This is a genomic window from Jezberella montanilacus (assembly GCF_003003055.1).
Classification (GTDB): domain Bacteria; phylum Pseudomonadota; class Gammaproteobacteria; order Burkholderiales; family Burkholderiaceae_B; genus Zwartia; species Zwartia montanilacus.
Map to the genome: position 1 here is coordinate 43,710 of NZ_PVTV01000002.1, position 21,416 is coordinate 65,125.

The 21,416-nt window shown below is 52.3% G+C and carries 23 protein-coding genes; 8 read left to right on the forward strand and 15 right to left on the reverse strand.

Translation table 11 applies throughout. From position 1 onward, the window contains the following. The first annotated feature begins 19 nt into the window (after positions 1-19). The 3 genes from BCM14_RS00685 (at position 20) to BCM14_RS00695 (ending at position 3,205) form a co-directional block, all read left to right on the forward strand. Entirely contained in the window at positions 20-1,750 is a 1,731-nt protein-coding gene (locus BCM14_RS00685; protein WP_106226083.1) for an ABC transporter substrate-binding protein, read from the forward strand. A 229-nt stretch (positions 1,751-1,979) separates the two neighbouring features. After that, positions 1,980-2,267: a hypothetical protein gene (locus BCM14_RS00690; RefSeq protein ID WP_146129708.1), complete on the forward strand. Its 288-nt coding sequence runs from the start codon at positions 1,980-1,982 to the stop codon at positions 2,265-2,267. A 44-nt stretch (positions 2,268-2,311) separates the two neighbouring features. Then, positions 2,312-3,205, forward strand: a complete 894-nt coding sequence (locus BCM14_RS00695) for a transglycosylase SLT domain-containing protein (protein WP_106226085.1) — start codon at positions 2,312-2,314, stop codon at positions 3,203-3,205. Here BCM14_RS00695 and BCM14_RS00700 read toward each other — a convergent pair. Continuing rightward, positions 3,188-3,535, reverse strand: coding sequence for an FKBP-type peptidyl-prolyl cis-trans isomerase (locus tag BCM14_RS00700; protein ID WP_106226086.1), 348 nt, complete (start codon positions 3,533-3,535; stop codon positions 3,188-3,190). The two genes, BCM14_RS00695 and BCM14_RS00700, sit on opposite strands and share 18 nt — an antisense overlap. 141 nt (positions 3,536-3,676) lie before the next feature. Between BCM14_RS00700 and BCM14_RS00705 the strand changes: the two genes are divergently transcribed. Then, positions 3,677-4,537, forward strand: coding sequence for a pirin family protein (locus tag BCM14_RS00705; RefSeq protein WP_106226087.1), 861 nt, complete (start codon positions 3,677-3,679; stop codon positions 4,535-4,537). Positions 4,538-4,602: 65 nt separating this feature from the next. Here BCM14_RS00705 and BCM14_RS00710 read toward each other — a convergent pair whose 3' ends face one another. Both BCM14_RS00710 and BCM14_RS00715 read right to left on the reverse strand, forming a co-directional pair. Then, positions 4,603-5,466 carry an alpha/beta fold hydrolase gene (locus tag BCM14_RS00710; RefSeq protein ID WP_106226088.1) on the reverse strand — a complete coding sequence of 288 codons (864 nt, stop codon included), beginning with the start codon at positions 5,464-5,466 and terminating at the stop codon, positions 4,603-4,605. An 11-nt stretch (positions 5,467-5,477) separates the two neighbouring features. Further along, positions 5,478-6,089, reverse strand: a complete 612-nt coding sequence (locus BCM14_RS00715; protein WP_259673331.1) for a glutathione S-transferase family protein — start codon at positions 6,087-6,089, stop codon at positions 5,478-5,480. A 106-nt stretch (positions 6,090-6,195) separates the two neighbouring features. Here BCM14_RS00715 and BCM14_RS00720 point away from each other — a divergent pair, with 106 nt between their 5' ends. Next, a complete protein-coding gene (locus tag BCM14_RS00720) occupies positions 6,196-6,540 on the forward strand; it encodes a protein tyrosine phosphatase family protein (RefSeq protein ID WP_106226090.1) in 345 nt (114 codons plus the stop codon). Here BCM14_RS00720 and BCM14_RS00725 read toward each other — a convergent pair. After that, positions 6,537-6,995 (reverse strand): Lrp/AsnC family transcriptional regulator, encoded by a 459-nt coding sequence (locus BCM14_RS00725; RefSeq protein WP_106226126.1) that lies wholly within the window; start codon positions 6,993-6,995, stop codon positions 6,537-6,539. The genes BCM14_RS00720 and BCM14_RS00725 overlap by 4 nt on opposite strands. A gap of 111 nt (positions 6,996-7,106) precedes the next feature. Here BCM14_RS00725 and BCM14_RS00730 point away from each other — a divergent pair, with 111 nt between their 5' ends. From BCM14_RS00730 to BCM14_RS00740, 3 genes are all read left to right on the forward strand, one after another. Then, the gene (locus tag BCM14_RS00730; protein ID WP_106226091.1) at positions 7,107-7,730 is read left to right on the forward strand and encodes a cysteine dioxygenase family protein; all 624 of its coding nucleotides are present in this window, start codon (positions 7,107-7,109) and stop codon (positions 7,728-7,730) included. Between the two features lie 151 nt (positions 7,731-7,881). Next, positions 7,882-8,385, forward strand: coding sequence for a peroxiredoxin (locus BCM14_RS00735; protein WP_106226092.1), 504 nt, complete (start codon positions 7,882-7,884; stop codon positions 8,383-8,385). 88 nt (positions 8,386-8,473) lie between these two features. After that, positions 8,474-9,607, forward strand: a complete 1,134-nt coding sequence (locus tag BCM14_RS00740; RefSeq protein ID WP_106226093.1) for an MFS transporter — start codon at positions 8,474-8,476, stop codon at positions 9,605-9,607. Here BCM14_RS00740 and BCM14_RS00745 read toward each other — a convergent pair. The 11 genes from BCM14_RS00745 to BCM14_RS00795 form a co-directional block, all read right to left on the reverse strand. Further along, positions 9,582-10,970, reverse strand: a complete 1,389-nt coding sequence (locus BCM14_RS00745; protein WP_106226094.1) for an FAD-dependent oxidoreductase — start codon at positions 10,968-10,970, stop codon at positions 9,582-9,584. The two genes, BCM14_RS00740 and BCM14_RS00745, sit on opposite strands and share 26 nt — an antisense overlap. Positions 10,971-10,973: 3 nt before the next feature. Then, entirely contained in the window at positions 10,974-11,579 is a 606-nt protein-coding gene (locus BCM14_RS00750) for a cysteine hydrolase family protein (protein ID WP_106226095.1), read from the reverse strand. Continuing rightward, positions 11,576-13,666, reverse strand: coding sequence for a hydantoinase/oxoprolinase family protein (locus BCM14_RS00755; protein ID WP_106226096.1), 2,091 nt, complete (start codon positions 13,664-13,666; stop codon positions 11,576-11,578). The genes BCM14_RS00750 and BCM14_RS00755 overlap by 4 nt, the downstream gene beginning before the upstream one ends. Then, a complete protein-coding gene (locus BCM14_RS00760; RefSeq protein ID WP_106226097.1) occupies positions 13,663-15,372 on the reverse strand; it encodes a hydantoinase B/oxoprolinase family protein in 1,710 nt (569 codons plus the stop codon). The genes BCM14_RS00755 and BCM14_RS00760 overlap by 4 nt, the downstream gene beginning before the upstream one ends. 2 nt (positions 15,373-15,374) lie before the next feature. Further along, complete coding sequence (locus tag BCM14_RS00765; protein ID WP_106226098.1) at positions 15,375-16,085, reverse strand: ABC transporter ATP-binding protein; 711 nt, start codon at positions 16,083-16,085, stop codon at positions 15,375-15,377. After that, positions 16,082-16,834 (reverse strand): ABC transporter ATP-binding protein, encoded by a 753-nt coding sequence (locus tag BCM14_RS00770; protein ID WP_106226099.1) that lies wholly within the window; start codon positions 16,832-16,834, stop codon positions 16,082-16,084. Before BCM14_RS00770 ends, BCM14_RS00765 begins: the two co-directional genes overlap by 4 nt. Next, entirely contained in the window at positions 16,831-17,796 is a 966-nt protein-coding gene (locus tag BCM14_RS00775; protein ID WP_106226100.1) for a branched-chain amino acid ABC transporter permease, read from the reverse strand. The genes BCM14_RS00770 and BCM14_RS00775 overlap by 4 nt, the downstream gene beginning before the upstream one ends. Next, positions 17,793-18,665: a branched-chain amino acid ABC transporter permease gene (locus BCM14_RS00780; RefSeq protein WP_106226101.1), complete on the reverse strand. Its 873-nt coding sequence runs from the start codon at positions 18,663-18,665 to the stop codon at positions 17,793-17,795. Before BCM14_RS00780 ends, BCM14_RS00775 begins: the two co-directional genes overlap by 4 nt. Before the next feature lie 21 nt (positions 18,666-18,686). Then, positions 18,687-19,889 carry an ABC transporter substrate-binding protein gene (locus BCM14_RS00785; protein ID WP_106226102.1) on the reverse strand — a complete coding sequence of 401 codons (1,203 nt, stop codon included), beginning with the start codon at positions 19,887-19,889 and terminating at the stop codon, positions 18,687-18,689. A 95-nt stretch (positions 19,890-19,984) separates the two neighbouring features. Then, on the reverse strand, positions 19,985-20,449 hold the full coding sequence (locus BCM14_RS00790) for an MORN repeat-containing protein (RefSeq protein ID WP_106226103.1): 465 nt from the start codon (positions 20,447-20,449) through the stop codon (positions 19,985-19,987). A 60-nt stretch (positions 20,450-20,509) separates the two neighbouring features. Continuing rightward, positions 20,510-21,412 carry a polysaccharide deacetylase family protein gene (locus tag BCM14_RS00795; RefSeq protein ID WP_259673335.1) on the reverse strand — a complete coding sequence of 301 codons (903 nt, stop codon included), beginning with the start codon at positions 21,410-21,412 and terminating at the stop codon, positions 20,510-20,512. Between the last annotated feature and the right edge of the window lie 4 nt (positions 21,413-21,416).

Here is a 21,416-nt window from a genome sequence, read left to right on the forward strand (position 1 = left end):
AAATTGTCAGGAGACGACGATGAAACTGCGATACAAAGCACTAGCATTTGCGACGGTAGTTGCAATGGCTGGACTCAGCCATGCGGGGGCTCCCGAAGCCCAGAAGTGGATTGACTCTGAATTTCAACCATCTACGCTGACCAAAGATCAGCAGATGTCTGAGATGCAGTGGTTTATGGATGCGGCCGCGAAACTGAAGGCCAAAGGCGTGACTGAAGTGTCTGTCGTGTCAGAGACTCTCACGACGCACGAGTACGAATCTAAAGTACTGGCAAAAGCGTTCGAAGAAATCACTGGTATTAAAGTCAAACATGATTTGATTCAAGAAGGTGACGTGGTTGAAAAGCTGCAGACGTCTATGCAGTCTGGCAAGTCGATTTATGACGGCTGGATCTCTGACTCAGACTTGATCGGTACCCATTACCGCTATGGCAAAATTTTGTCCCTGACCGATTACATGGCTGGTGCAGGTAAAGAATTCACAAATCCCGGGATCGATCTTAAAGACTATATCGGTACTAGCTTCACCACAGCACCTGATGGCAAGCTCTATCAGTTGCCTGACCAGCAGTTTGCCAATCTGTACTGGTTCCGTGCCGATTTGTTTGCGCGCAAAGATTTGCAAGATAAGTTCAAAGCCAAGTACGGCTATGAGTTGGGCGTACCGAAAAACTGGAGTGCCTATGAGGATATCGCAGCCTTCTTCTCGAATGATGTAAAGACGATTGATGGCAAGCCGATTTACGGTCATATGGATTACGGCAAGAAGGATCCTTCGCTTGGTTGGCGCTTTACAGACGCCTGGTTGTCGATGGCAGGCGAAGCCGATAAGGGTATCCCTAACGGTATGCCTGTAGATGAATGGGGTATCCGCGTCGCCGACGACAAGTGCACGCCAGTTGGCGCCTCTGTGTCGCGTGGTGGTGGTACTAACTCGCCAGCAGCTGTCTACGCATTGGCTAAATATGTTGAGTGGATGAAGAAGTATTCGCCTAAAGAAGCGACTGGCATGACGTTTGGCGAGGCGGGTCCTGTGCCTGCACAAGGTCAGATTGCTCAGCAGATCTTCTGGTACACCGCGTTTACGGCTGACATGACCAAGGCTGGTTTGCCTGTGGTTAATGCAGATGGCAGCCCAAAATGGCGTATGGCGCCAGGCCCGCATGGCCCATACTGGAAAGAAGGGATGCAAAATGGCTACCAGGACGTCGGTTCATGGACTTTCTTTAAAGATCATGATGCCAACAAAGTGGCCGCTGCTTGGCTCTATGCCCAGTTCATCACTGCTAAAACGACCTCGCTTAAGAAATCGATCACGGGCCTGACGTTTATTCGTGATAGTGATATCCGCAGCGAGTTTTTCACCCAAAACGCTAACAAGTACGGCGGCCTGATTGAGTTCTATCGAAGCCCAGCACGGGTTGCCTGGACCCCAACTGGTACCAACGTACCTGACTATCCGAAACTGGCTCAGCTCTGGTGGAAGAACGTTGCCTTGGCTGTAACGGGCGAAAAGACTCCACAGCAGGCGATGGACAACTTGGCCGAAGAGATGGATCAGGTCATGGCTCGTCTTGAGCGTGCAGGGATGGCAGTTTGCGCACCAAAACTCAATGCTAAGAGTGATCCAAGCAAGTGGCTGAGCGATCAGCATGCACCTTGGAAGAAGTTAGCAAACGAGAAGCCCCAGGGCGAGACGGTGGCTTACGAGAAACTCCTGCAAGCCTGGAAAGAAGGTCGCGTGCAGTAAGCTGCATCTTGATCTAGAAAAAAAAGGGACCTCCGGGTCCCTTTTTTGCATGTTGGCCCGTTAGAAACCAATTGAAATAAGTGCATAGATTTGAGTTGATATTGATAGAACCAAGAGGCTTTTCTGAGCTCCAAGCCTTATACCGTTCGCAAATAGATCAACAGTGCGGGTCGGTATTAAAGCGAAGCTGGCTTTATTAATCAAGCTACAACGAGTTCAGGAGCAGATCATGAAAAATACAGTTCGCATTGCTACCGGTGTCTTGATGCTTTCAAGCGCTCTGTATGGGTGCGCAGCCGCGGGACATGGTTACGAAGGTTACGCTTATGGCTCTTCATATTACAGACCAGCCTACAGGCCAGTGGTTGTCGTGCAGCCTAGCCCTTACTACACACCACCTGTCTATGTCGCGCCACCAGCGGTTTACATACAGCCTTCAGTGCGGTACGGCTACGCGAGGCCGTGGTATCAACATGAGCGCGATGAACGAGCCTGGCATCATCACCACCGTGACTGAATTATGAAATACACTGACCCCGTCAAATCATTATTTCTCAGCACATGAAAAAAATATTGATCGGGGTCATGCTGATGGTATTGGCCGGTGTCGCAGTTGCGGCAGATCGAGCGACCAAAAAACAAGAAAAGAATGGCGCGTCGCAAAACGCGCTCAGGTCTTACGCTCAAATGGTGTCCAGCGGTGAAATTCGGATCGCCGTGGCCGAGGATGCCAGCCTTTATTTCTTGCGTGAAGGCAAAGAACAAGGTTTTGCCCCCGAAATCGCTCATGCCTTCGAGATATGGATAAATCAGAAGTTTGTGCAGCGTAAAAAACAGAGAGTCATACACGTTGTCCTGGTCAAGAGCTCACGTGATGATTTGTTTAACAAAGTCAAAAAAGGTGAAGCAGATCTGGCCTTTGCCGATCTAGGTGAAATGGCCTCTGATAAGAATAAAGCCCGAGGCTTGAGCCTGCAGCACTCTCGCAAACCTGCCGAAGAGGTGTTGGTGAGCGGAAGAAGCGTGCTTAACTTTAGCCGGATTGACGATCTGTCAGGTCAAACAGTTTTAAGCGCGCGTCAAACGAATCTTGAGAAGTCCCTGAGTGCTACTAATATGAAGTTAATAGCAGACGGCAAGCCACCAATCGAGCTGGTTAAATTGGCAGCGACCGAGAGGGCGCAGGAAGAAAAAGTGCTTGAGCGACTGGATGCAGGAACTGCGTCCTTCGTGATCGTGAGCGAATGGAAGGCGAATCTCTGGCAATCAGTTTTTCGCAATATCCAGATACATCAAGATATTTCGGCACAGGATCCAAATTGGCTTGGATGGGCTGCTCGCAGGGACTGTACTGACCTGCTAAAGGATGTCGCAGCGTTTGAGGCCAGTGGTTATGATGCACTGGCCAAGCAACGCTTCAGATTGGCTTATTTGAAACTAGTTGACCGCAAGTAATTCGACGTCAAACACCAGCGTGGCATTCGGGGGGATCACGCCGCCAGCCCCGCGGGCGCCGTAGCCCATCTCTGAAGGGATAATAAGCGTGCGTTTTCCACCGACTTTCATGCCGGCTACGCCTTCATCCCAACCCTTGATCACGTGACCTGCGCCAAGCGGAAAATCAAAAGGCTGGCCCCGATCAACTGAGCTATCGAATTTACTGCCTTTATTGTCCGTGGCGGTATCGCTGAAAAGCCAGCCGGTATAGTGGACAACTACCTCTTGGCCTGCACTTGCTTCTTGGCCAGAGCCAACAGTGGTATCGATTTTTTGTAGTGTGCTCACAGTGTGAATGCTCCGGAAAAATGACTTTTATGGATAAGATGAAATCGCAGTGTATAAACTTCTAGGTGAAACAAGCAAATTGACTGATTGCAACGCTGAAGATCCGTACGTTTACGGGGTTGCCAGAAAAGGATAACAAACATGAATAGTTTTCGACAGGTGCAACAGTTGGTTCAGGGAGTAGCGACTTCTGACGGTGCAGGAGTCAAGCTGACACGCGTGTTAACGCAATCATTGCAAAAAAGGCTGGATCCGTTTCTGATGCTGGATGCGTTTCGTAACGAAAACCCCGATGACTATATTGGCGGCTTTCCGAATCATCCGCATCGGGGGTTTGAGACGGTCACTTATATGATAGCTGGCAATATGCGGCACCACGATAGCGCAGGTAATGAGGGCCTGCTTAGGCCTGGTGGGGTTCAATGGATGACCGCGGGCAGTGGTTTGATTCACTCAGAGTTGCCCGAGCAATCCGACGGACTCATGGAAGGTTTCCAGTTATGGCTAAATTTACCGTCGCATAACAAAATGGTGAAGCCCAGCTACCGCGATATCCCGAGCGACAAAATCCCTGAATTCACGACCACTGACGGAATCCTAATTCGAGTGATTGCAGGTCAGTGTCGCGAGGTGACTGGCGCCGTCACGCGGCCCGATACAGAGCCGCTTTATCTGGATGTTCATATGCCGGCGGGCACTCAGTTCACCCAAGTAATCCCTGCTGGCCATAACGCTTTTACCTATACCTACCGCGGCAGCGTGCTGATCGCTGGTACAGAGGTTAACGATCGCAATATGGCTTTACTGGCGAACGACGGTGGTGAGGCGATTCGCGTGAAAGCGACCGTCGACGCGCGATTTTTAGTCATTGCTGGTAAACCATTAGGCGAACCGATCGCGCAATATGGTCCCTTCGTGATGAATACCGCAGATGAGATACAGCAGACTTTGCGTGACTACCGCAACGGATATTTCGAAGCAGCTAGCGTGCAAGCATTGTGACGAGCAGTAGTTGATTTACCAGCAAAGTTAGGCCTGAGGGCGCGTCACCCAACAGGCCTCGGTTGTTACTCGTGCTTGGCGCGTGGATCCCGCTCTACCCAAGTCCCAGCCTCAACGTGAGCGATGAAATCCGCTAGAAACATGTTGAACCAATCCGGCTCTTCGAGATTGATGGTGTGACCTGTTTTAGGCAACATCAACAAGCCGCAGGCGGGCAGCATTTTCTTCAAGAAAATGCCGGGGTTGATGCAAGGATCGTCTTCATCGCCATTGATCACGAGGGTCGGTACTTTCATGACTTTGAGTTTTTCCTCAAAGTCGTAGATCGAGGGGCGTGAGGACTGCACGCCGAACATCGTATTGGCAGAGCCAAGGCTGTCATGTTCACCCAGTCGCGTCATGAACTCGTGCCAGCCTCGTGGATCTTTATTTTGTAGCTGAACACGTGTGGGGCTTAAGGCGTACCCGGGGGCAACTGCTTTGGCTCCCTCGTTCAAAAAGCGCTTTGAGGTCTCGCGAGCCTTGCCGCGATAATATTCTTGCGTTGATTTCTCGGCTGCAAAACCTGCCCCAGCAACACAAAGCGACAGCGCGCGCTCCGGGAACATCATCCCGAAATGAATCGTCGCAAAGCCACCCATGGATAGGCCAACGATATGTGCTTTCTCTATACCGGCTGCGTCAAGCACAGATACTGCGTCTTTGACGGCTTGTTCTTGTGAATAAGAACTGGCATTTGGCGGTACGTCCGACGGGGTGTAGCCGCGAGCCGAGTAGGTGATGCAACGGTGACGACGCGAGAAGTAGCGCATCTGGGGCTCCCAGGCACGCCAGTCACCGGCAAACTCATGTACAAAAAGGATGGGGGTACCTTTGCCTGCTTCTTCGTAATGAAGGCGGAAATTGTCTGTCGTGGTTGCCCAAGTCATGATTGGTCTCCTTATACTTCGGGTTGGCAGTTGGTGAAGGCGGGCGTGGCTTCGCAAGCTTGCGAATGTGCTTTGAGCAGATAAAAACGCTCTGAGTCCGCCGCCACAGGCATGGCTTTCGCCAAGAAGCGCCAGCCGACGACTGCGGTGACGCCGCCTAGGGTCATGTTTGCACCGCCTGGCATGTTACCCAACGCCAGTGTTTTCTCAATCAGGACTAGACCGGCGGTCACCTGGTCGACCAGACCGTCAACCACAGGCTGATGGACTTTCTCTGGCGGGCGCTTCATGTGTTCATAGACAAAGTTAACGGCTTTATCTAATGCATTGGTCATGATGGCACATTGCTGTAACACATGCCGCCTTTCAATTCCGCTAGCTGGCAACAGCGTCTGACCGGGCGTCATTTCGCAAAGCGAATCCAGTATCGCGCTGCTGTCGACCAACACTTCACCGTCAGAGAGGATGAGCGCAGGGACTTTGCCCATGGGGTTGTGAGCTCTGATTTTGTCACCGTCGGTCAATGCCGAGATCGAACGGTGTTCGAAGTCAAGGCCCATGAGGGTCATCGAAATGCCAACTCGGCGAACGAAAGGTGATGCATAGCGGCCGATCAAAATCATATTTGGCTCCAGTTTTGTGTTGTGATTAGATTTCGTAATAACATCAGGGTTTTGCAGTGGTGACAAGAGATTACTGCAACCGATATGACACCACCGGAGATTATTCATGGCCACGCCCATTAACGCTTTGACCCCTGATTTTGGTGTAGCGCCCCAGATGAACCCAGATGATATGGCCGCAGTGGCGGCTGCAGGCTTTAAAAGTGTCATCATCAATCGCCCCGACTACGAGGGTGGTCCGGATCAGCCTACGGCAGCGTCTGTTAGCGCGGCCGCGCTTGAGGCTGGTTTGCAAGTGGTATTTCAGCCTGTGGTCAGTGGGGGGATGACGCGTGATGATGTGGTTCGGTTCGCCGAATTACTCGAAACACTGCCCGCACCAGTTTTGGCTTATTGCCGCACGGGGACGCGGTGCACTAATCTCTATCAGGCCGCAAAGAGTTTGAATTAGGCGTAATCCAAGGGTAGTGCAGTGGTGCATTTAATTGTTTCCATTGCAAAAGCCGAGCTAACGTCGAGCAAATCCACTGACCGGATCAGTCGTTTATAAACACTGTCATAACGGCTGATATCGGGCACCACAATCTTGAGCAAATAATCCGCATCGCCGCTTAGCCGGTAAATCTCAACAATTTCGGGGATGGCCGTGGCCCCGTCGACAAAGCTTTTCATCCATTGTTCGTTGTGTTGACTGGTGCGTATGGTCACGAAGGTGGTGAGCCCGAGATTGAGCTTAGTGGCATTGCACAACGCCACCTGTTTCTCGATCACCCCGTCTGCTTGTAGCTTTTGTATGCGACGCCAGCATGGCGTCGGCGTCAGGCTCACCGCGTTTGCCAAATCGGCGAGCGGCACACTTGCATCGTCTTGTAACAGTCGAAGGATTTCACGATCTTTTTTATCGATAGCCATAATTTTCTAAATATTAGTAAAAAATTAGAAATAAATACTATTTTAATAGCAAATATCGAGAAATAAGCAAACAAATGCTATGGGGCTCTCTCTAAGATAGAGTCTATGCAAAGTGAACAAATTGTTACCCCAACCAGCACCGCCTTAGTCACGCGTGCCCAGTATTTCGGGCAAACGGAATCCTTGCTCGATCGTTGGCTGCCTGGCTGTTCTGCCAGGTTAAGTCGTGTCTGTTGCAGTTTGGCCGAGCGCTTACCTTTCAGTGTTCGTGAGGTGTTGAACGAGGCTTTAACGCAGGATCGTCTAGCAAATATTGTCGATAGCCTATTAGCGTTACCTCAGTCAGAAAATCAATACACTCGGCACGTCCTGCATGCTGATCCGGAAGGTCGCTTTACGGTGGTGGGTTTGGTTTGGGCGCCGCAACAATTCAGCCCAGTGCACGCTCACTTTACCTGGTGTGCTTATCGAGTGTTGACTGGCGAATTGACAGAAACTCAATACACTTGGGATTCAGCGACGGATACTGCTGTGTCAGCTAAGACGATAACGCGCAGAGCAGGCCAGAGTGCCTGTGGGCATGCTGGCTTGGATTTCATTCATCGACTCGGCAATGCGACACGTACCAACAAAGCAGGCTCGGAGCCAGCCGTTTCAATACACGTCTACGGGGTCGACGCTGACCGCATCAGCAGTCATGTGAATCGCTTGTTAGCGGTCAATGAATAGTATCTTTTGGCGTCAGACTCAAAGCCCAGTGGTCAGATTAAAAAGGACTACTGGTATTACCCATTTTTCTATTAGCTAGCTTATGATTGTGTCCACTCGGGGTTCAAGTTGAGGCGGCCATCGTCGCCCGTGATATCCCAGGAGTCCGAACATGACGATTAAAGTTGGCGATCATCTGCCCGAAGCAACCTTAACTGAATTCATCGAAACCGAAACTGCGGGTTGCACCTTGGGACCAAACGCTTTCAAGGTCTCTGATCTTGTTAAAGGCAAAAAGATTTTGATGTTCGCTTTGCCTGGCGCTTTTACACCGACTTGTTCTGCCAAGCACGTGCCTTCCTATGTCGAGCATTTTGATGCAATCAAAGCTAAAGGCGTTGACGAAGTGTGGTGTGTTTCGGTTAATGATGCGTTTGTTATGGGTGCGTGGGGTCGTGAGCAGCACGCATCCGGGAAAGTGCGCATGATGGGTGACGGGTCTGCAGCGTTTACTAAGGCGATGGGCTTAGAACTGGATTTGGTCGCTCGCGGTATGGGGGTCCGGTCACAGCGTTATGCAGCCTACATCGTTGATGGTGTCGTCAAAGTCTTGCACGTTGAAGAGGGTGGTGGCTATGCAGTGAGCGATGCAGCATCTATGCTCGCAGCAATCTGATTTAAGATTGAGTTTGACGTTCGCCCGCTTGGGATTTCGCGCCCAAGCGGGCGAAACTTTTTCTATCTGCAGCTTATAAAGAGGTGCAATGCTCGGCACAATGATTTCTTTTTCGTCTTTGTATTGTTCAACTTTTCTCATGCTCATGGGCACGGGATTATTCAATACTTATATTGGCTTGAGTTTGACAGCCCGCTCAGTCAGCGAGGTATGGATTGGCGCCTTGATCTCTGCTTATTACCTCGGCCTCGTTGGCGGTGCTAGATTGGGTCACTTGTTGATCTCCAAATTTGGTCACATTCGCACTTACGTTGCGATGGCAGCAGTTGTGGTGACCATGGTTCTGCTTCAGATGCTGGTCGACTCGGTGCCTGTGTGGGTGTTGTTCCGATTTGTCGTGGGCTTAGGGACAGTGGCTCAATACATGGTGCTCGAAAGTTGGCTAAATGAACAGACCGAAAATAACAAACGCGGTCGAGTGATGTCAATTTATTTGGTGATGTCCAACTTAGGGACAGCGCTGGGCCAACTGGCGATCACCCTTTATCCTACTCAAGATGTCCGGCCGCTAACTTTTGTAGCAATTTGCCAGGTGCTTTGCATTTTGCCGATAGCCTTGACCAAGCGCTCGTCGCCTTTGCCACAGCCTCTGCGCCCGATGGATCTTGCCTATTTCTTTAAGAAAATACCGAGACCCATGATCATTCTCTTTATGTCTGGCAATATCGTCGCGTCGTTTTACGGTCTGGCCGCGGTTTATGCCGCCAAGCGAGGCCTATCGACTGAGCAGGTCGCATTGTTTGTCTCAGCGACAGTCATCGCTGGTCTGCTTTCTCAGTTGCCCATCGGGTTTTTGTCCGACAGGATTGGGCGAGCTCGCGTGCTGGGGTTTAGCGGCCTTGTGTTGGCCGGATTGATGTTTTTGCTTTGGGGCTGGATTGATTGGCCCTATGCTGCCATGCTGGTCGTCACGATTGCAATTGGGTGTTTGCAATTCACGCTCTACCCAACTTCCTCCGGTTTTGCCAATGACTCGATTGATTCGGACAGACGGGTTGCCTTAGCTGGGGTGATTTACATGACCTACGGTGTTGGTGCCGGGATTGGGCCACTCATTGCGGGAGCGTTGATGCGGTCGGGTGGCCCCGGTATGCTTTACGTTTTTACTTCGCTTTGCGCAGTGGTACTCGTCTTAGCTACGCGCGTGAACGTGTCGAAATAATAGTTTGCGCCGCGATATAGCCACCCGCAATCGCGCTCAGCAAACCATTGCCAGACAAATAGCCCCAGACTGCCTTGCCTGAGACCCCACGCGCCGCGCCACCCGCAGCGAACAGGTTTGGCAGGGTGGTGCCATCAGGTCGCCTGACTCGGCAAGTGGCGTCAATATCCAAACCACCTTGAGTATGAAACAAAGCGCCGGTTACTTTGATTGTATGAAAGGGGGCCACCAAATTACGCTTGAACCGTCGGCCTGTTTGTGCGTCGAGGCCTTCACCCATTGCGGACAGTGTTTCAGCAAGTGTTCGCTCATCGCAACCGATATGCTCTGAGAGCGCTTTAACATGATCAAAGCTTCTCACGGCGCCATTACTTTGGGCGTCTCTAAAATCCGGGAACCCCTGTGCAAAGTGAAGTAATGGATCATCGAATACATTCCATGCAACGCCAGCCGGTTGTGCAAGTACCTGAACAGCGGCCTCTGAGTAACCTTGCGTCTCATCGTGAAAGCGCTGACCGTGCGAGTTGATCTGAACGCCGCCTTCCATCATGATCGCCCACGAAATAAGTGCGCCTTGCGGCGTCGCCCAAGAGCCGTGGCCCTGGTAACCACCGAGATCCGAGAGTTGAGCGCCAAGCTGCTGCCCCCAGATAATGGCACTGCCATCGTTGCCTTGATGGCCGGCATAGGTGGCATGCGTCATCTCTGGTAACAACTTTGACACGAGCTCACCATTGCCACCAAAGCCGTTACAGGCCAAAAGCACATGAGCGCAAGAGAGATACTCGATTTGATTATCTGGTCTCACGAAGCCAAGACCAAGCACCTTGTCTTGTGCATTCACCCAAAGCTCAGTCACGCGCGCCTCGTTGAGCAGCATAACGCCAGCGGCATCTGCAGCGCTGTGCAAGCGCATCATCAATCCCGCACCGGTTCTTTCAGGGACTGCGTGCATACGATGCACGCTGTGACCAGGATATAAAAAGCTATCCAGTATTTGCCACGGTATTTGGTGATTCGATTGCAATGCATCCATCGCTGGACCAATTGCCTGTGTATAAGCGTGCACTAGTTCTGCACTGGCTGTCCCGTGAGCTTTAGCTTGGATGTCTTTTGCAAATAGCTCGGACGAGTCACTAATGCCTAATGTTCGTTGCGCCAGACTACCTGCAGCCGGAACAAAGCCCGAGGATAGTGCGGTTGATCCGGCTGCCAGAGCATCTCGTTCAAGGACAACGCAATCCACCCCAACTTGATTCAGGCTTAGTGCGGCGGTTAGGCCACAAGCCCCGCCACCGACAATTGCAACGGTGACATGAGCCGGCGCATCAAAATGCTCGCTTCGGTGAATAGTCGGCTGCATTGATTAAAAACTAGCGATGAAATCCGCACAGGTCATGACATCAGCTACGGTTCGCATATCGGCCAGTGCAGCTTGCTGCGCGGCATCGGCAAAGGTTGCACAGCCGTCGCTCAATACAATGGTGTGGTAATCACGCATATGGGCATCGCGCACAGTACTCGCTACCCCGCCATTGGTCAGAATGCCGCAGACCGCAACCGTATCAATGCCTGCCCGACGCAGGACCCAATCCAACTGCGTGTTGAAAAAAGCCGAAAAAGCAACTTTGCACACCGATACATCTACTAGCGGTTTAATTTCATCGATGTTGGCCTGTCCCCAGCTGCCGGGTTCAAAGTCGCCTTTGCGCAAGAACGGACGACGCTCAAGTAAGTGAGGCGAAATCATCGGTTGACCCGAGGTATCAGGCCATAAGGTAAATAAGCTCGAGGCGACTAAGCCCCCATTTTTCTTAACAACCTCGGCAACAGGGACCACGCGAGCTGCTAATTTCAGGGCTTCTGGACTAAAGGTATTGCCTCTTGCGTAAGCTCCAGCGGGTGCTAAAAAATCATTTTGCAAGTCGACCACAATCAGCGCAAGGTGTCGATTTTTTAGACTCTCGTTCATGCCGAAACCTTTTCAACAAGCAGATTGCCAAGCGTATCGACCCGGGCTGAAAAGTTCGGTTCAAGCCAAACGGTCGTGTCTGCCTGTTCCAGAATTGCTGGGCCCTGGATCTTTGTACCAATGGGTAAATCCAGACGAGCGTAGCGCTTGGCATCCCACCATTGCCCTGCGTGATAAACGCGTTGTAACCCTAACGAGGCTGTACTACCTAAGCCTTTGGGGGCGAGAACTGCCAGATCAAATTTCGGTCTGACCCCGATTCGAGCGTAGCGCAAGTTCATCACGCGAATGACCAGACCGGTCAATACACGACCAAATGATGAGGCATAAGCTTTTTCGAAGGCTGTTTGGATATGCTCGCGCGTCAGATTGCCTGAATCGATCGTAACTTGCAGAGTATGTGTCTGCCCCATGTACAACATATCGAGCGCAACGACTTCTTGGATGGCGTCAAACTTGACGCCAGCTGAGTCCAAGCGGGCCTGACAGGCCTTGGCTAATTCTGCTACGCGTTTTTGGAGTTGCACAAGATCCAGACTGTTCAGAGACTGATTGAGCGTCTGTACGGCATCGTGGCGCATATCAGCCATGACGCATCCAAGCGCCGAGGTGACACCGGGGTAGCGCGGTACGATGCCGGTTTTAACGCCAACCTCCCGCATCATGGCGCAGACATGCAGGGCACCGCCACCACCGAAAGGCATGTAGGCAAATTGACGAGGGTCGTGACCCTTCTCGATTGAAACAACTCGGATAGCACCCGCCATTTTGGCATTCGCGACGGTCAGAATTGCCTCGGCTGCGGCCAGTACACCCAAGCCAAGTGGTTCGGCCAGATGGAGACGAATCGCTTCTTCGGCGGCGGTTGCGTTGAGCGCTTTGAGCAGACCACCGCCCAAAGGACGATCAGCGGCGATCCGACCCAGCACCACATTCGCGTCGGTGACGGTCGGCCTTGTGTTACCCCGGTCATAACAGACAGGGCCAGGGATACTCCCGGCAGATTCAGGACCCACTTGCAACATACCGCTGGCGTCAACCGAGGCGATCGAGCCACCCCCTGCACCAATCGTTTCAATCTGAATCATCGGTGATCGGACCACTAAACCGAAATCGATCGATGTTTGGGCAGCAAGCGAGGCTTCACCATTTGCGACGAGTGATACATCAAACGAGGTGCCACCCATGTCGCCTGTGATCACATTTGGATAGCCTGATGCACGAGCCACTGCAGCACAAGCGATGACACCTGCGGCGGGGCCAGACAGCGCAGTGCGTACGGGGATATCGCATGCGGTTTCGCGCGACATCACGCCGCCATTACTTTGCACAATGAGCAACTCACCGCTGAAACCGTGTGCCCGCAAATCGTCCTCCAGACGAGCAAGGTAACTACCGACGACAGGTTGGAGAGCCGCATTGAGGGTTGCAGTCGAACATCGTTCGAACTCGCGTATTTCCGGCAATACCTCACTAGCCGATGTGACATAAGGATTTGGCCAAAGCTCACGCACGAGGGCAACTGCCTGTTGCTCGTTGACGGGATTAGCGTAAGCGTTGATAAAAAATACACAAACCGCTTCGCACCCTGCATCAAGTAACGCCTGTGTTTGGGCGCGAACCTGGGTCAGGTCGACTGCGGTGTGCAAGCTGCCATCGGCCAGCACGCGTTCATCAACCTCAAGCCGCAAGTCACGCGATACGACTGGGGTGAAGCTACCCCTTAAGCCCCAAGTTTGGGGACGATCGCGACGGCGCATCTCTAGCACGTCACGAAATCCGCGGGTAGTGATGATGCCTGTTCGGGCAACCTTGCGCTCAAGCAGCGCGTTAGTTCCAACAGTCGTGCCGTGAACAATCGTAGCCAGAGTGGCCGCAATACCATTGGGGCTCTCAGGGGTGGTTGGGTTTTCACTGACTCGCGCAACACCGTTCATGAAGCCGCGTGCTTCCTCGCCACGAGTCGAAGGAACCTTGATAATCCGGGCTGAGCCATCGTGTTCGTCCAGCACGAACAGATCGGTGAAGGTGCCGCCGACATCCACACCGACAACCAGGTGGGGTTTTATGGTGTTTTGCTCACTCATGCCTGCGCCTTTGTTGAATGAGTTGAATCAAGGCTGACATAGCCTAAGTCCTGATCTGTCTGCCGGGCAGCGCTACTGCGATCGGCCGCGTGTCCCCAGCCACCGCCACCAGGGGTTTCTAGTCTTACCCTTTCGCCTTTCTTTAACTTGATGCCAAGCATTTTCGAGACCATAGGCGGCTTGCACCATTGACCGTCTTGTTCATAGGAAAAGACATTTGGCAAGGCATTACCACCGCCTGCAATCCCTTTGGGCGAAGCTTTGCCGCGCTCGCCAAAGATGAAGGCCTCGGCTTGATCTTCGAGTAATTCGATTTCGTAAATAGCACCCAGGCCACCACGATTGGTTCCGTCCCCACCTGAATTGGGCCTTAAGGCCCATTGAGTAAAACGCACCGGGTAGGCCGCCTCAAGGATCTCAAGCGGAGGAATGGTGGCAGTAGAGATCGGCGCGTTACCGTGGCTAAGCCCATCGCTGCCACTATGGCCGCCATGACCACCGCCAAAGAAACTGAACATGACCCAGCGCTGCCCCTTGCGCGCCGCGTCAGTTCGATGTCCTGCAATCGATAGCGCGTTGATGGTGCCGTAGGCTTGAGCCACCGCGCGATTAGGATCCGCTTGTGCCGTCGCACTAAAGATCACGTCAATCATGCGCAGAATGGTTTCGGTGTAACCACCCACTGGGCAGGGACGAGCGGCCGTGATCACGAGCCCTTCTGGCATCACGACGTTGACCGCATCCAACACACCAGCGTTAGCCGGCACATCAGGGAAAACATGTTTCAACGCCACGTAGCACGCAGCAACCGCGGTCGCGCGGGAAATGTTGACGGGGCCCGCACACTGCGGTGACGTGCGTGAGAAATCAAGCGTCATCCGATCACCTCGAATCGTCATGTCGAGCGCGATAGTGAGTAGTTCGTCTTTCACCCCATCGTTATCAAGCAAATCGTCAAAGCTATAGCAACCGTCGGGTAGGTCTTGGATATGAGCCCGCATGAGAATAAGCGCTCGTTTACGTAACTCTCCCATCGCCTGCAACACTGTGCTGTCACCATACTCATCGAGCAAGCCGTCCAGACGTTTAGCCCCAAGTTCAAGCGCTGCGAGTTGCCCGTTCAAATCGCCCCACAGGCTGTCTGGTAAGCGGGTGTTGGCACGCAAGATCGCTAGCACGTCCTCATCCAACTGGCCTTGCCTGATGATACGAACTGGAGGAATTTGTACGGCTTCTTGCCAGCACTCGGTGGCGGCTGGGTTGTAGTTGCCCGGCACCGCGCCACCCACGTCATGCCAGTGCGCGGCCGAGGCGAGATAGCAGAACAATTTGCCTTCGCGAAAAAAAGGCCGTACCAACTTGAAATCGTTGGCGTGCGTACCACCTTCGTATGGATCATTAAACAGCCAGGTGTCGCCATCAACCATGCCTCCCCTTTCTTCGGCGATTCTTGCTGCAGCACGCACGGCAAAGGCCATGGCCCCCACGAATACCGGCAGACCTGATTTGCCCTGAACGAGCGTGTCACCACTGCGTGCATCATAAAGGCCGTGACAGGCGTCGTGTGCTTCGGCAATGATGGGATTGAAGGCGCTGCGATAAAGCGTTGCATCCATCTCATCGGCGATTTGTTCTAACCGACCTTTCAGTACGGCGAGTGTGACGGGATCCAGCGATACCGTATCGGTCTGTTGCTTCGTAGTCATCGTTAAACGCCTAAATATGCTTGGCGTAGCGAGTCGCTAGCCAATAATTCTGTTGGTGTGCCACTGAAACGGATGCTACCGTTTTCCATGACGTAGGCCCGGTCGGCAATCTCAAGAGACTGGCCGACATTTTGTTCGACTAATAAGATGGCGAGACCTTCTCGCCTGAGTTTCGCAATCAGGGTGAACATTTCTTCGACAAGTAAAGGTGACAAGCCCAGCGATGGTTCATCAAGAATCAATAATTTGGGCTCTGCCATCATGCCGCGGCCGATAGCAAGCATTTGCTGCTCTCCGCCGCTCATGGTGCCGGCCAACTGAGTTTGTCGCTCACGCAAGCGAGGGAAGGTATCGAATACTTTATCGAGATTGCTTGCGCGACGAGTGCGGGCGCGAGTAAAGGCGCCTAGTTCGAGGTTTTCTCGCACGTTGAGATTGGGGAAAACCTTGCGCCCCTCAGGGACTTGAATCAAGCCCGATTGCACAACCTGCCGGTAATGAATATTGGTCATGTCTTGACCGTCGAACATGATTCGCCCAGACCAAGCGCGGACAAGACCCGACATAACAGAGTTGAGCGTTGTCTTGCCGGCCCCATTGCTGCCTAATAGGGCAACGAGCTCCCCTTTGTTCACGCATAGATCGACCTTGCGCAGAATCTCTACCTCACCGTAACCAGCTCGAATACCGTCAATGACAAGGAGCTCGGTCATACGCTGTCCTGTTTGGCTTTTCGCAGTCGTGCCGCTGTGCCTTGACCCAGGTATGCCTCGATTACCTGTGGATCTTGCGTGACGGACTCGGGAGATCCCTCGGCAATCAGTTGGCCTTGGGCAAGGACCCAGACATGTTGCGCGAGATTCATGACGGCTTGCATGACATGTTCGATTAACAGAACCGTCACACCACTCTCGGCGATACCTCTAACAACTGGCAACATGTCTTGGATTTCTTGCGGATTCAGTCCAGCCAAAACCTCGTCAAGGAGCAGTAATTTTGGTTGCGTAGCAAGCGCGCGGGCGAGTTCAAGCCGCTTACGCCCAGCGACCGTTAAATCTTTGGCGGGCTTGTCGAGTTGAGAGGCCAGACCAACTCGTTCTGCCACGGTTTCAGCAGCGTGCAGGGCGTCGACGCGTCTGGCGTGTTGGAGATGCGCCCCAACTGCAATGTTTTCTCTGACTGTTTGTGCGGCGAAAGGCTGAACAATCTGGAAGGTTCTCGTTAAACCAAGTTTGGCACTGAGATGGGGTGCTTGACCAGTGATATCTTTACCATCAAATATGACAGTGCCTGTGTCTGGGGTCGTGAAGCCTGATATCAGTGAAAATAAAGTCGTCTTACCTGCGCCGTTGGGACCGATCAAGGCGGTCAGACTACCTAGCGGGATACTCATGCTCACATCCTGAACTGCTTTAACTCCGCCAAAACTGCGCGATAGATGGCTAACGGTCAACAGGCTCATGAGCTGTCCTTTTTGCTGCCAAAAAGCTTACGGCACGATTCGCCCAAGCCGCTAATGCCGCGTGGCAAAAACAGCATGATCAAAATCAGTACACAACCGTAGATCACCATATTGATGCCTGGTAATTGACCGAACATATTGCGAGTCACATCCCCAAGAATGCTGAGTACCACAGCACCGAGCAATGGCCCCCAGAGCGTACCCATACCACCTACGATGGCACCCACTAAAGCTTCAACCGAAGTTGCCGGGCCGAAGGCGAGACCGGGATCAATATAATGAAAGACTTGAACATAAAATGCGCCGCCCGCCGCCATCAAACCACCCGAAAGAATGGTCGCCCACAGTTTGACCTTGAATGGATCGACACCAATGGCGCGCGCTGCATCTTCGTTATCACGAACAGCTTGCAGGTAAGCACCAAAGCGCGATTGACGCAACCAGGTCGTGGCAAGCAGAGCGATGGTAACCAAACCCAGCATCAACCAAACGTATCCAGCTTTGTCAGTAAACTGCATGTTGGCTGCGGATTCTTTCAGTGGCAGCATCAAACCGACACCAGCGCCAGTAAACGGCACTGATAAAGCAATAATTCGAAATACTTCAGCAAAAGCTAAGGTAATCAACGCGAAGTAGGATCCTTTGAGTCCGTAGCGAAACGATACTGAACCAATGAAACAGCCCACTGCGGCGCCTGACATCACCGCTAAGATCAGGGTGAGCCATGGATTTAAGCCCGCATGCACTTGCGCCATGGCCTGCACATAGGCCCCAGTCCCAAAAAACAGTGAATGCCCAAAAGAAAATTGTCCGCCATAGCCGCCGAGAATATTCCAGGCTTGCGCAAGGAGACAGGCGTAAAGTGACATCATGACGAAGTTCAGCACCACACCCGAATGAGTCAAAAGGGGTACGAGCGCAATCAGCGCCGTGAACAGTGCGATAGCACGAAGGTCTCTCATGCTCGAGCTCCGAATAAACCCTGAGGACGAAAGAGCAGCACAGCGATAAAGATCACAAAGATGCCAACTTGACCGAGAGATTCGCCAAGATACAAACCACCAATTGATTCAACCACCCCGATCAGGAGCCCCCCTAGCAGAGCCCCCATGAAACTGCCCATCCCACCGAGTACGACAATGGTGAAAGCGATCAAGACGAAGCCGTTCCCGACCAAGGGATTAACGTAATAGGCGGGCAACAAAAAACAGGCTGCCGCACCCAGGCAGGCTAAACCAATCCCAAACGACATGGCGTAAACGTGATCAACGTCTATGCCCATCAAACGGGCACCGTGCTTTTCTTTCGCCACAGCTCTGATGGCCCGACCTAAATCTGTGTAACGCATAATTGCCAGGAGAACGCCGGATACTGCCAAGGCACCTGCAAAGGCCACCATTTTTGGTAGGGCGATCATCGCTGGGCCGATCGTAACGGTTGCCAGCGTGTATGAAGTGTCGATACTGCGAGTATCAGATTTGAAAAACAATAGCGCTAGATTTTCGAGCACGATTGAAATCCCGAGCGTGACCAGCAAAATGTTCTCGTCTTTGCCATGACTTGCTCGGTTAATGATCCCTCGCTGCAAAAAATAACCCAAAGCAAACATCGCCGTGACAACAATTGGCAGCGCTGCATAAGGATCAATGCCCAACTGTTCTTTTAAGAAGTACACGCCATAGAGCGCCACCATCAACGACGCACCGTGTGCGAAGTTGATGATGTGGAGCACACCGTAAATCAACGTGAGCCCCAGAGCAATCAGAGCGTAGACAGCCCCGGTGGTGATGCCGTTTAAGACAGACGTGAATAGAATCGATAAATCAAACATACATCAGCGTTGCGTCTACCCTTAAGCCTTCATCGGGAACATGGGCTCAACTTCACGATAGTCACTTGGTACGATCACTTTGATGTCACCTTTGACCACTTGAGTCATCAACGGTTGTGCGCCCAAGTTCTGACCGTCGACAAACTTTGTTGCGCCGTAGGGCATGAAGTGATTGGCAAAGGTGCTGGTAGCGAGCGCCTCAGTGATGGCTGCGCGATCTGTCGATTTGGCGCGTGTGATTGCATCTGCCAGCAGCATCATGGCTGTGTATGACATGAACAACTCATAACTGAAGAACAAGCCCTTAGCGTCGACACGTTTCTTCAGGGCAAGTGCTTGCTTGTCTTGTGGATTGAACCAATGATTACAGTCAATAATGCCATTGGCCGCATCGGGAAACTCTTTCACAAACTTGTAGCTTGATGCAGCACCGCCCAGGACAGAGTAAATTGCTTTGGGCGCCACTTTTTGTTGTTGCATCGTGCGAAGCAGCAAAGCGTATTCATTGTAGTAATTAGCTGGAATAACAATATCAGGATTGATCTGTTTCATGCGCAAAACGATATTGTTGAAGTCGCGAGTGGGGTTGGCGTGTTTGATCACGTCTTTCACTTCAAAACCGTAGCCCGGTAGTTCGCTCGCTAACAAATTTGCTGTGCCGGTGCCAAACAGTGACTCTTCATGGATAATCATGACGGTCTTGGCTGGTTTGCCAGCGATTGTGTTGAGCACGTTCAAGTTCGAGATACCGACTTGCGTGCATTTTTTATAGCCAGGTCCGAAGCGGAAAGTATTTTTCAAACCGCGTTCGACGATCTGATCCGCCACCCCGACGTCGACGACGTGCGGCAAATTATATTTAGCGGCTGCTTGGGTGGTAGCCAGACAGATTGCCGACGCGTACGCACCGACAATGGCGCTTGCACCCGCTTCGTTTACTTTTTCAACTTCGGCAATACCACCTTGTGGCGTGGACTGGGCGTCGCCCAGCAAGGCCTCGATTTTTGCCCCGCCCAAAGATTTAATCCCACCTGCTTTGTTGAGGTCGTCGATCGCCATTATGACGCCTTCGCGGCATTGCTGACCCGAATACGCCAGAGCCCCTGTGACCGGGTGTATAACACCGATTTTCACTGTGTTTTGTTGAGCTCGCCCAAGAAGTGGGAAAGCTAAACTAGAAGCTGCTACGGCCGACTGGCCGATAAACTGACGACGTGAAGTCATGGGGTTCTCCGGTGAGGAAATCGATGAGATGCTACCCACAACATGTGAGTACGCGAGACTAGGCACCATAGCCCAGAATACTATCAGGATTTTTACTATTTCTCTTCTGAATTTTTCGTCTGCGGCTTACCGTTCTTCCAATCGCCAAAGAACTTGCGTCCGCTCCCCATCGTTAGCGTCCCCCGGCCATCAGGCAGTCCATTTTTAAATTCTCCCACGTATTTAGTTCCGTCTGGCCAGGTCATCGAGCCCTCACCCGTCGGTTCGCCATTGAAAAACCCCCCTGTGTATTGTCTGCCACCAGGGTAGGTGTAGGTGCCTTTTCCGTTGGGTCGGCCGCGCAACCATTCGCCAGAGTATTGGCCGCCGTCTGCTTTGCGCAAGGTGCCCGGGCCGTTCGGTTTGCCACTTTTCCACATCCCATCGTAGCTTGAGCCGTCGGGGTAGTTAGATTTCCCTGCGCACAGATCCCAACTGCTCGGCGAGCCTGTGCATGGTCTGGGTTCGGCCCAGGCAGCCGTTTGGACGAGGAGAAGTGTGACGAGAAGTAGGGCTTTCATTGTCACTTTATACACGAGCCAAATGGTTGGGCGATGTTTATTTCGATCAATGCAAAATCGTTACGCTTTGACGTGTTCGTATATTGCACCAGGTGTTGTGAACCAGATCTGGCCTTTGTCCCTATAGGAAACAATATGTCGAAGGGCGCGGCGCAGATGCACCAAGCGATACGGTTGCCCGACTAAATAAGGGTGTAGGGCAATACCCATCACAAGTGGTTGCTGCTCGGCTTGCCTCAGCATCTCATCGAAATTGTCGATCATCATTTGAGCGAACGCTTGCATGTCCATCTGACGACCGACGAGCATGGGTATGTCGTTAATCTCTTGCGGATAGGGAATCGACCACAACGCTTTGCCGGTTCGCGTACGCATGGGTCCAGGTTGATCGTCGTGACACCAATTCAAGTTGTATTCGTATCCTGCTTCGGCGAGCAAGTCTGGCGTCAAGTTGCTTTCCGATATCCAGGGTGATAACCAGCCCTTTGGAATTTGACCGGTTTTTTCGGTGATCAGGCGTCGACAGGCAGTCAGCAGGGCGAATTCTTCTTGCTCGCTCATTTGACCTTGCCGGACCGCATTGGTATGCCCATGTCCGACGATTTCGTCGCCCCTTTTTACGAGAGCATCGATTAACTCAGGACAATGATCGAATAACGCGGTGTTGATCAGGGCACCGGTAGGTATCTTCAGTTCGTCAAAGAGCTGAAGACAGCGCCAAGCACCTACTCTGTTGCCATATTCCCGCCAACTGTAGTTCAGGACATCTGGCTGTGGCGAAGCAGGGCCCAGATTCGCACCAAGGCCACCACCAAAGTCGAAATGCTCAACGTTAAAGCCAATGTACACGGCCAGCCCTGTGTTGTTTGGCCAACGATAAGCAGCGCGGTCAGTAATTGCCTGATAGGTGAAACGATGATGGTCGGTCAATTGACCCAGTGGGTTGTTTTCGTGAGTGTTCAAGTTC

Excerpts from the sequence above, each read along its gene's own strand:
- BCM14_RS00685 (WP_106226083.1), top strand. The coding sequence starts at position 20 with ATGAAACTGCGATACAAAGCACTAGCATTTGCGACGGTAGTTGCAATG.
- BCM14_RS00690 (WP_146129708.1), top strand. The coding sequence starts at position 1,980 with ATGAAAAATACAGTTCGCATTGCTACCGGTGTCTTGATGCTTTCAAGC.
- BCM14_RS00695 (WP_106226085.1), top strand. The coding sequence starts at position 2,312 with ATGAAAAAAATATTGATCGGGGTCATGCTGATGGTATTGGCCGGTGTC.
- BCM14_RS00705 (WP_106226087.1), top strand. The coding sequence starts at position 3,677 with ATGAATAGTTTTCGACAGGTGCAACAGTTGGTTCAGGGAGTAGCGACT.
- BCM14_RS00710 (WP_106226088.1), bottom strand. The coding sequence starts at position 5,466 with ATGACTTGGGCAACCACGACAGACAATTTCCGCCTTCATTACGAAGAA.
- BCM14_RS00715 (WP_259673331.1), bottom strand. The coding sequence starts at position 6,089 with ATGATTTTGATCGGCCGCTATGCATCACCTTTCGTTCGCCGAGTTGGC.
- BCM14_RS00720 (WP_106226090.1), top strand. The coding sequence starts at position 6,196 with ATGGCCACGCCCATTAACGCTTTGACCCCTGATTTTGGTGTAGCGCCC.
- BCM14_RS00730 (WP_106226091.1), top strand. The coding sequence starts at position 7,107 with ATGCAAAGTGAACAAATTGTTACCCCAACCAGCACCGCCTTAGTCACG.
- BCM14_RS00735 (WP_106226092.1), top strand. The coding sequence starts at position 7,882 with ATGACGATTAAAGTTGGCGATCATCTGCCCGAAGCAACCTTAACTGAA.
- BCM14_RS00740 (WP_106226093.1), top strand. The coding sequence starts at position 8,474 with ATGCTCGGCACAATGATTTCTTTTTCGTCTTTGTATTGTTCAACTTTT.
- BCM14_RS00745 (WP_106226094.1), bottom strand. The coding sequence starts at position 10,970 with ATGCAGCCGACTATTCACCGAAGCGAGCATTTTGATGCGCCGGCTCAT.
- BCM14_RS00750 (WP_106226095.1), bottom strand. The coding sequence starts at position 11,579 with ATGAACGAGAGTCTAAAAAATCGACACCTTGCGCTGATTGTGGTCGAC.
- BCM14_RS00755 (WP_106226096.1), bottom strand. The coding sequence starts at position 13,666 with ATGAGTGAGCAAAACACCATAAAACCCCACCTGGTTGTCGGTGTGGAT.
- BCM14_RS00760 (WP_106226097.1), bottom strand. The coding sequence starts at position 15,372 with ATGACTACGAAGCAACAGACCGATACGGTATCGCTGGATCCCGTCACA.
- BCM14_RS00765 (WP_106226098.1), bottom strand. The coding sequence starts at position 16,085 with ATGACCGAGCTCCTTGTCATTGACGGTATTCGAGCTGGTTACGGTGAG.
- BCM14_RS00770 (WP_106226099.1), bottom strand. The coding sequence starts at position 16,834 with ATGAGCCTGTTGACCGTTAGCCATCTATCGCGCAGTTTTGGCGGAGTT.
- BCM14_RS00775 (WP_106226100.1), bottom strand. The coding sequence starts at position 17,796 with ATGAGAGACCTTCGTGCTATCGCACTGTTCACGGCGCTGATTGCGCTC.
- BCM14_RS00780 (WP_106226101.1), bottom strand. The coding sequence starts at position 18,665 with ATGTTTGATTTATCGATTCTATTCACGTCTGTCTTAAACGGCATCACC.
- BCM14_RS00785 (WP_106226102.1), bottom strand. The coding sequence starts at position 19,889 with ATGACTTCACGTCGTCAGTTTATCGGCCAGTCGGCCGTAGCAGCTTCT.
- BCM14_RS00790 (WP_106226103.1), bottom strand. The coding sequence starts at position 20,449 with ATGAAAGCCCTACTTCTCGTCACACTTCTCCTCGTCCAAACGGCTGCC.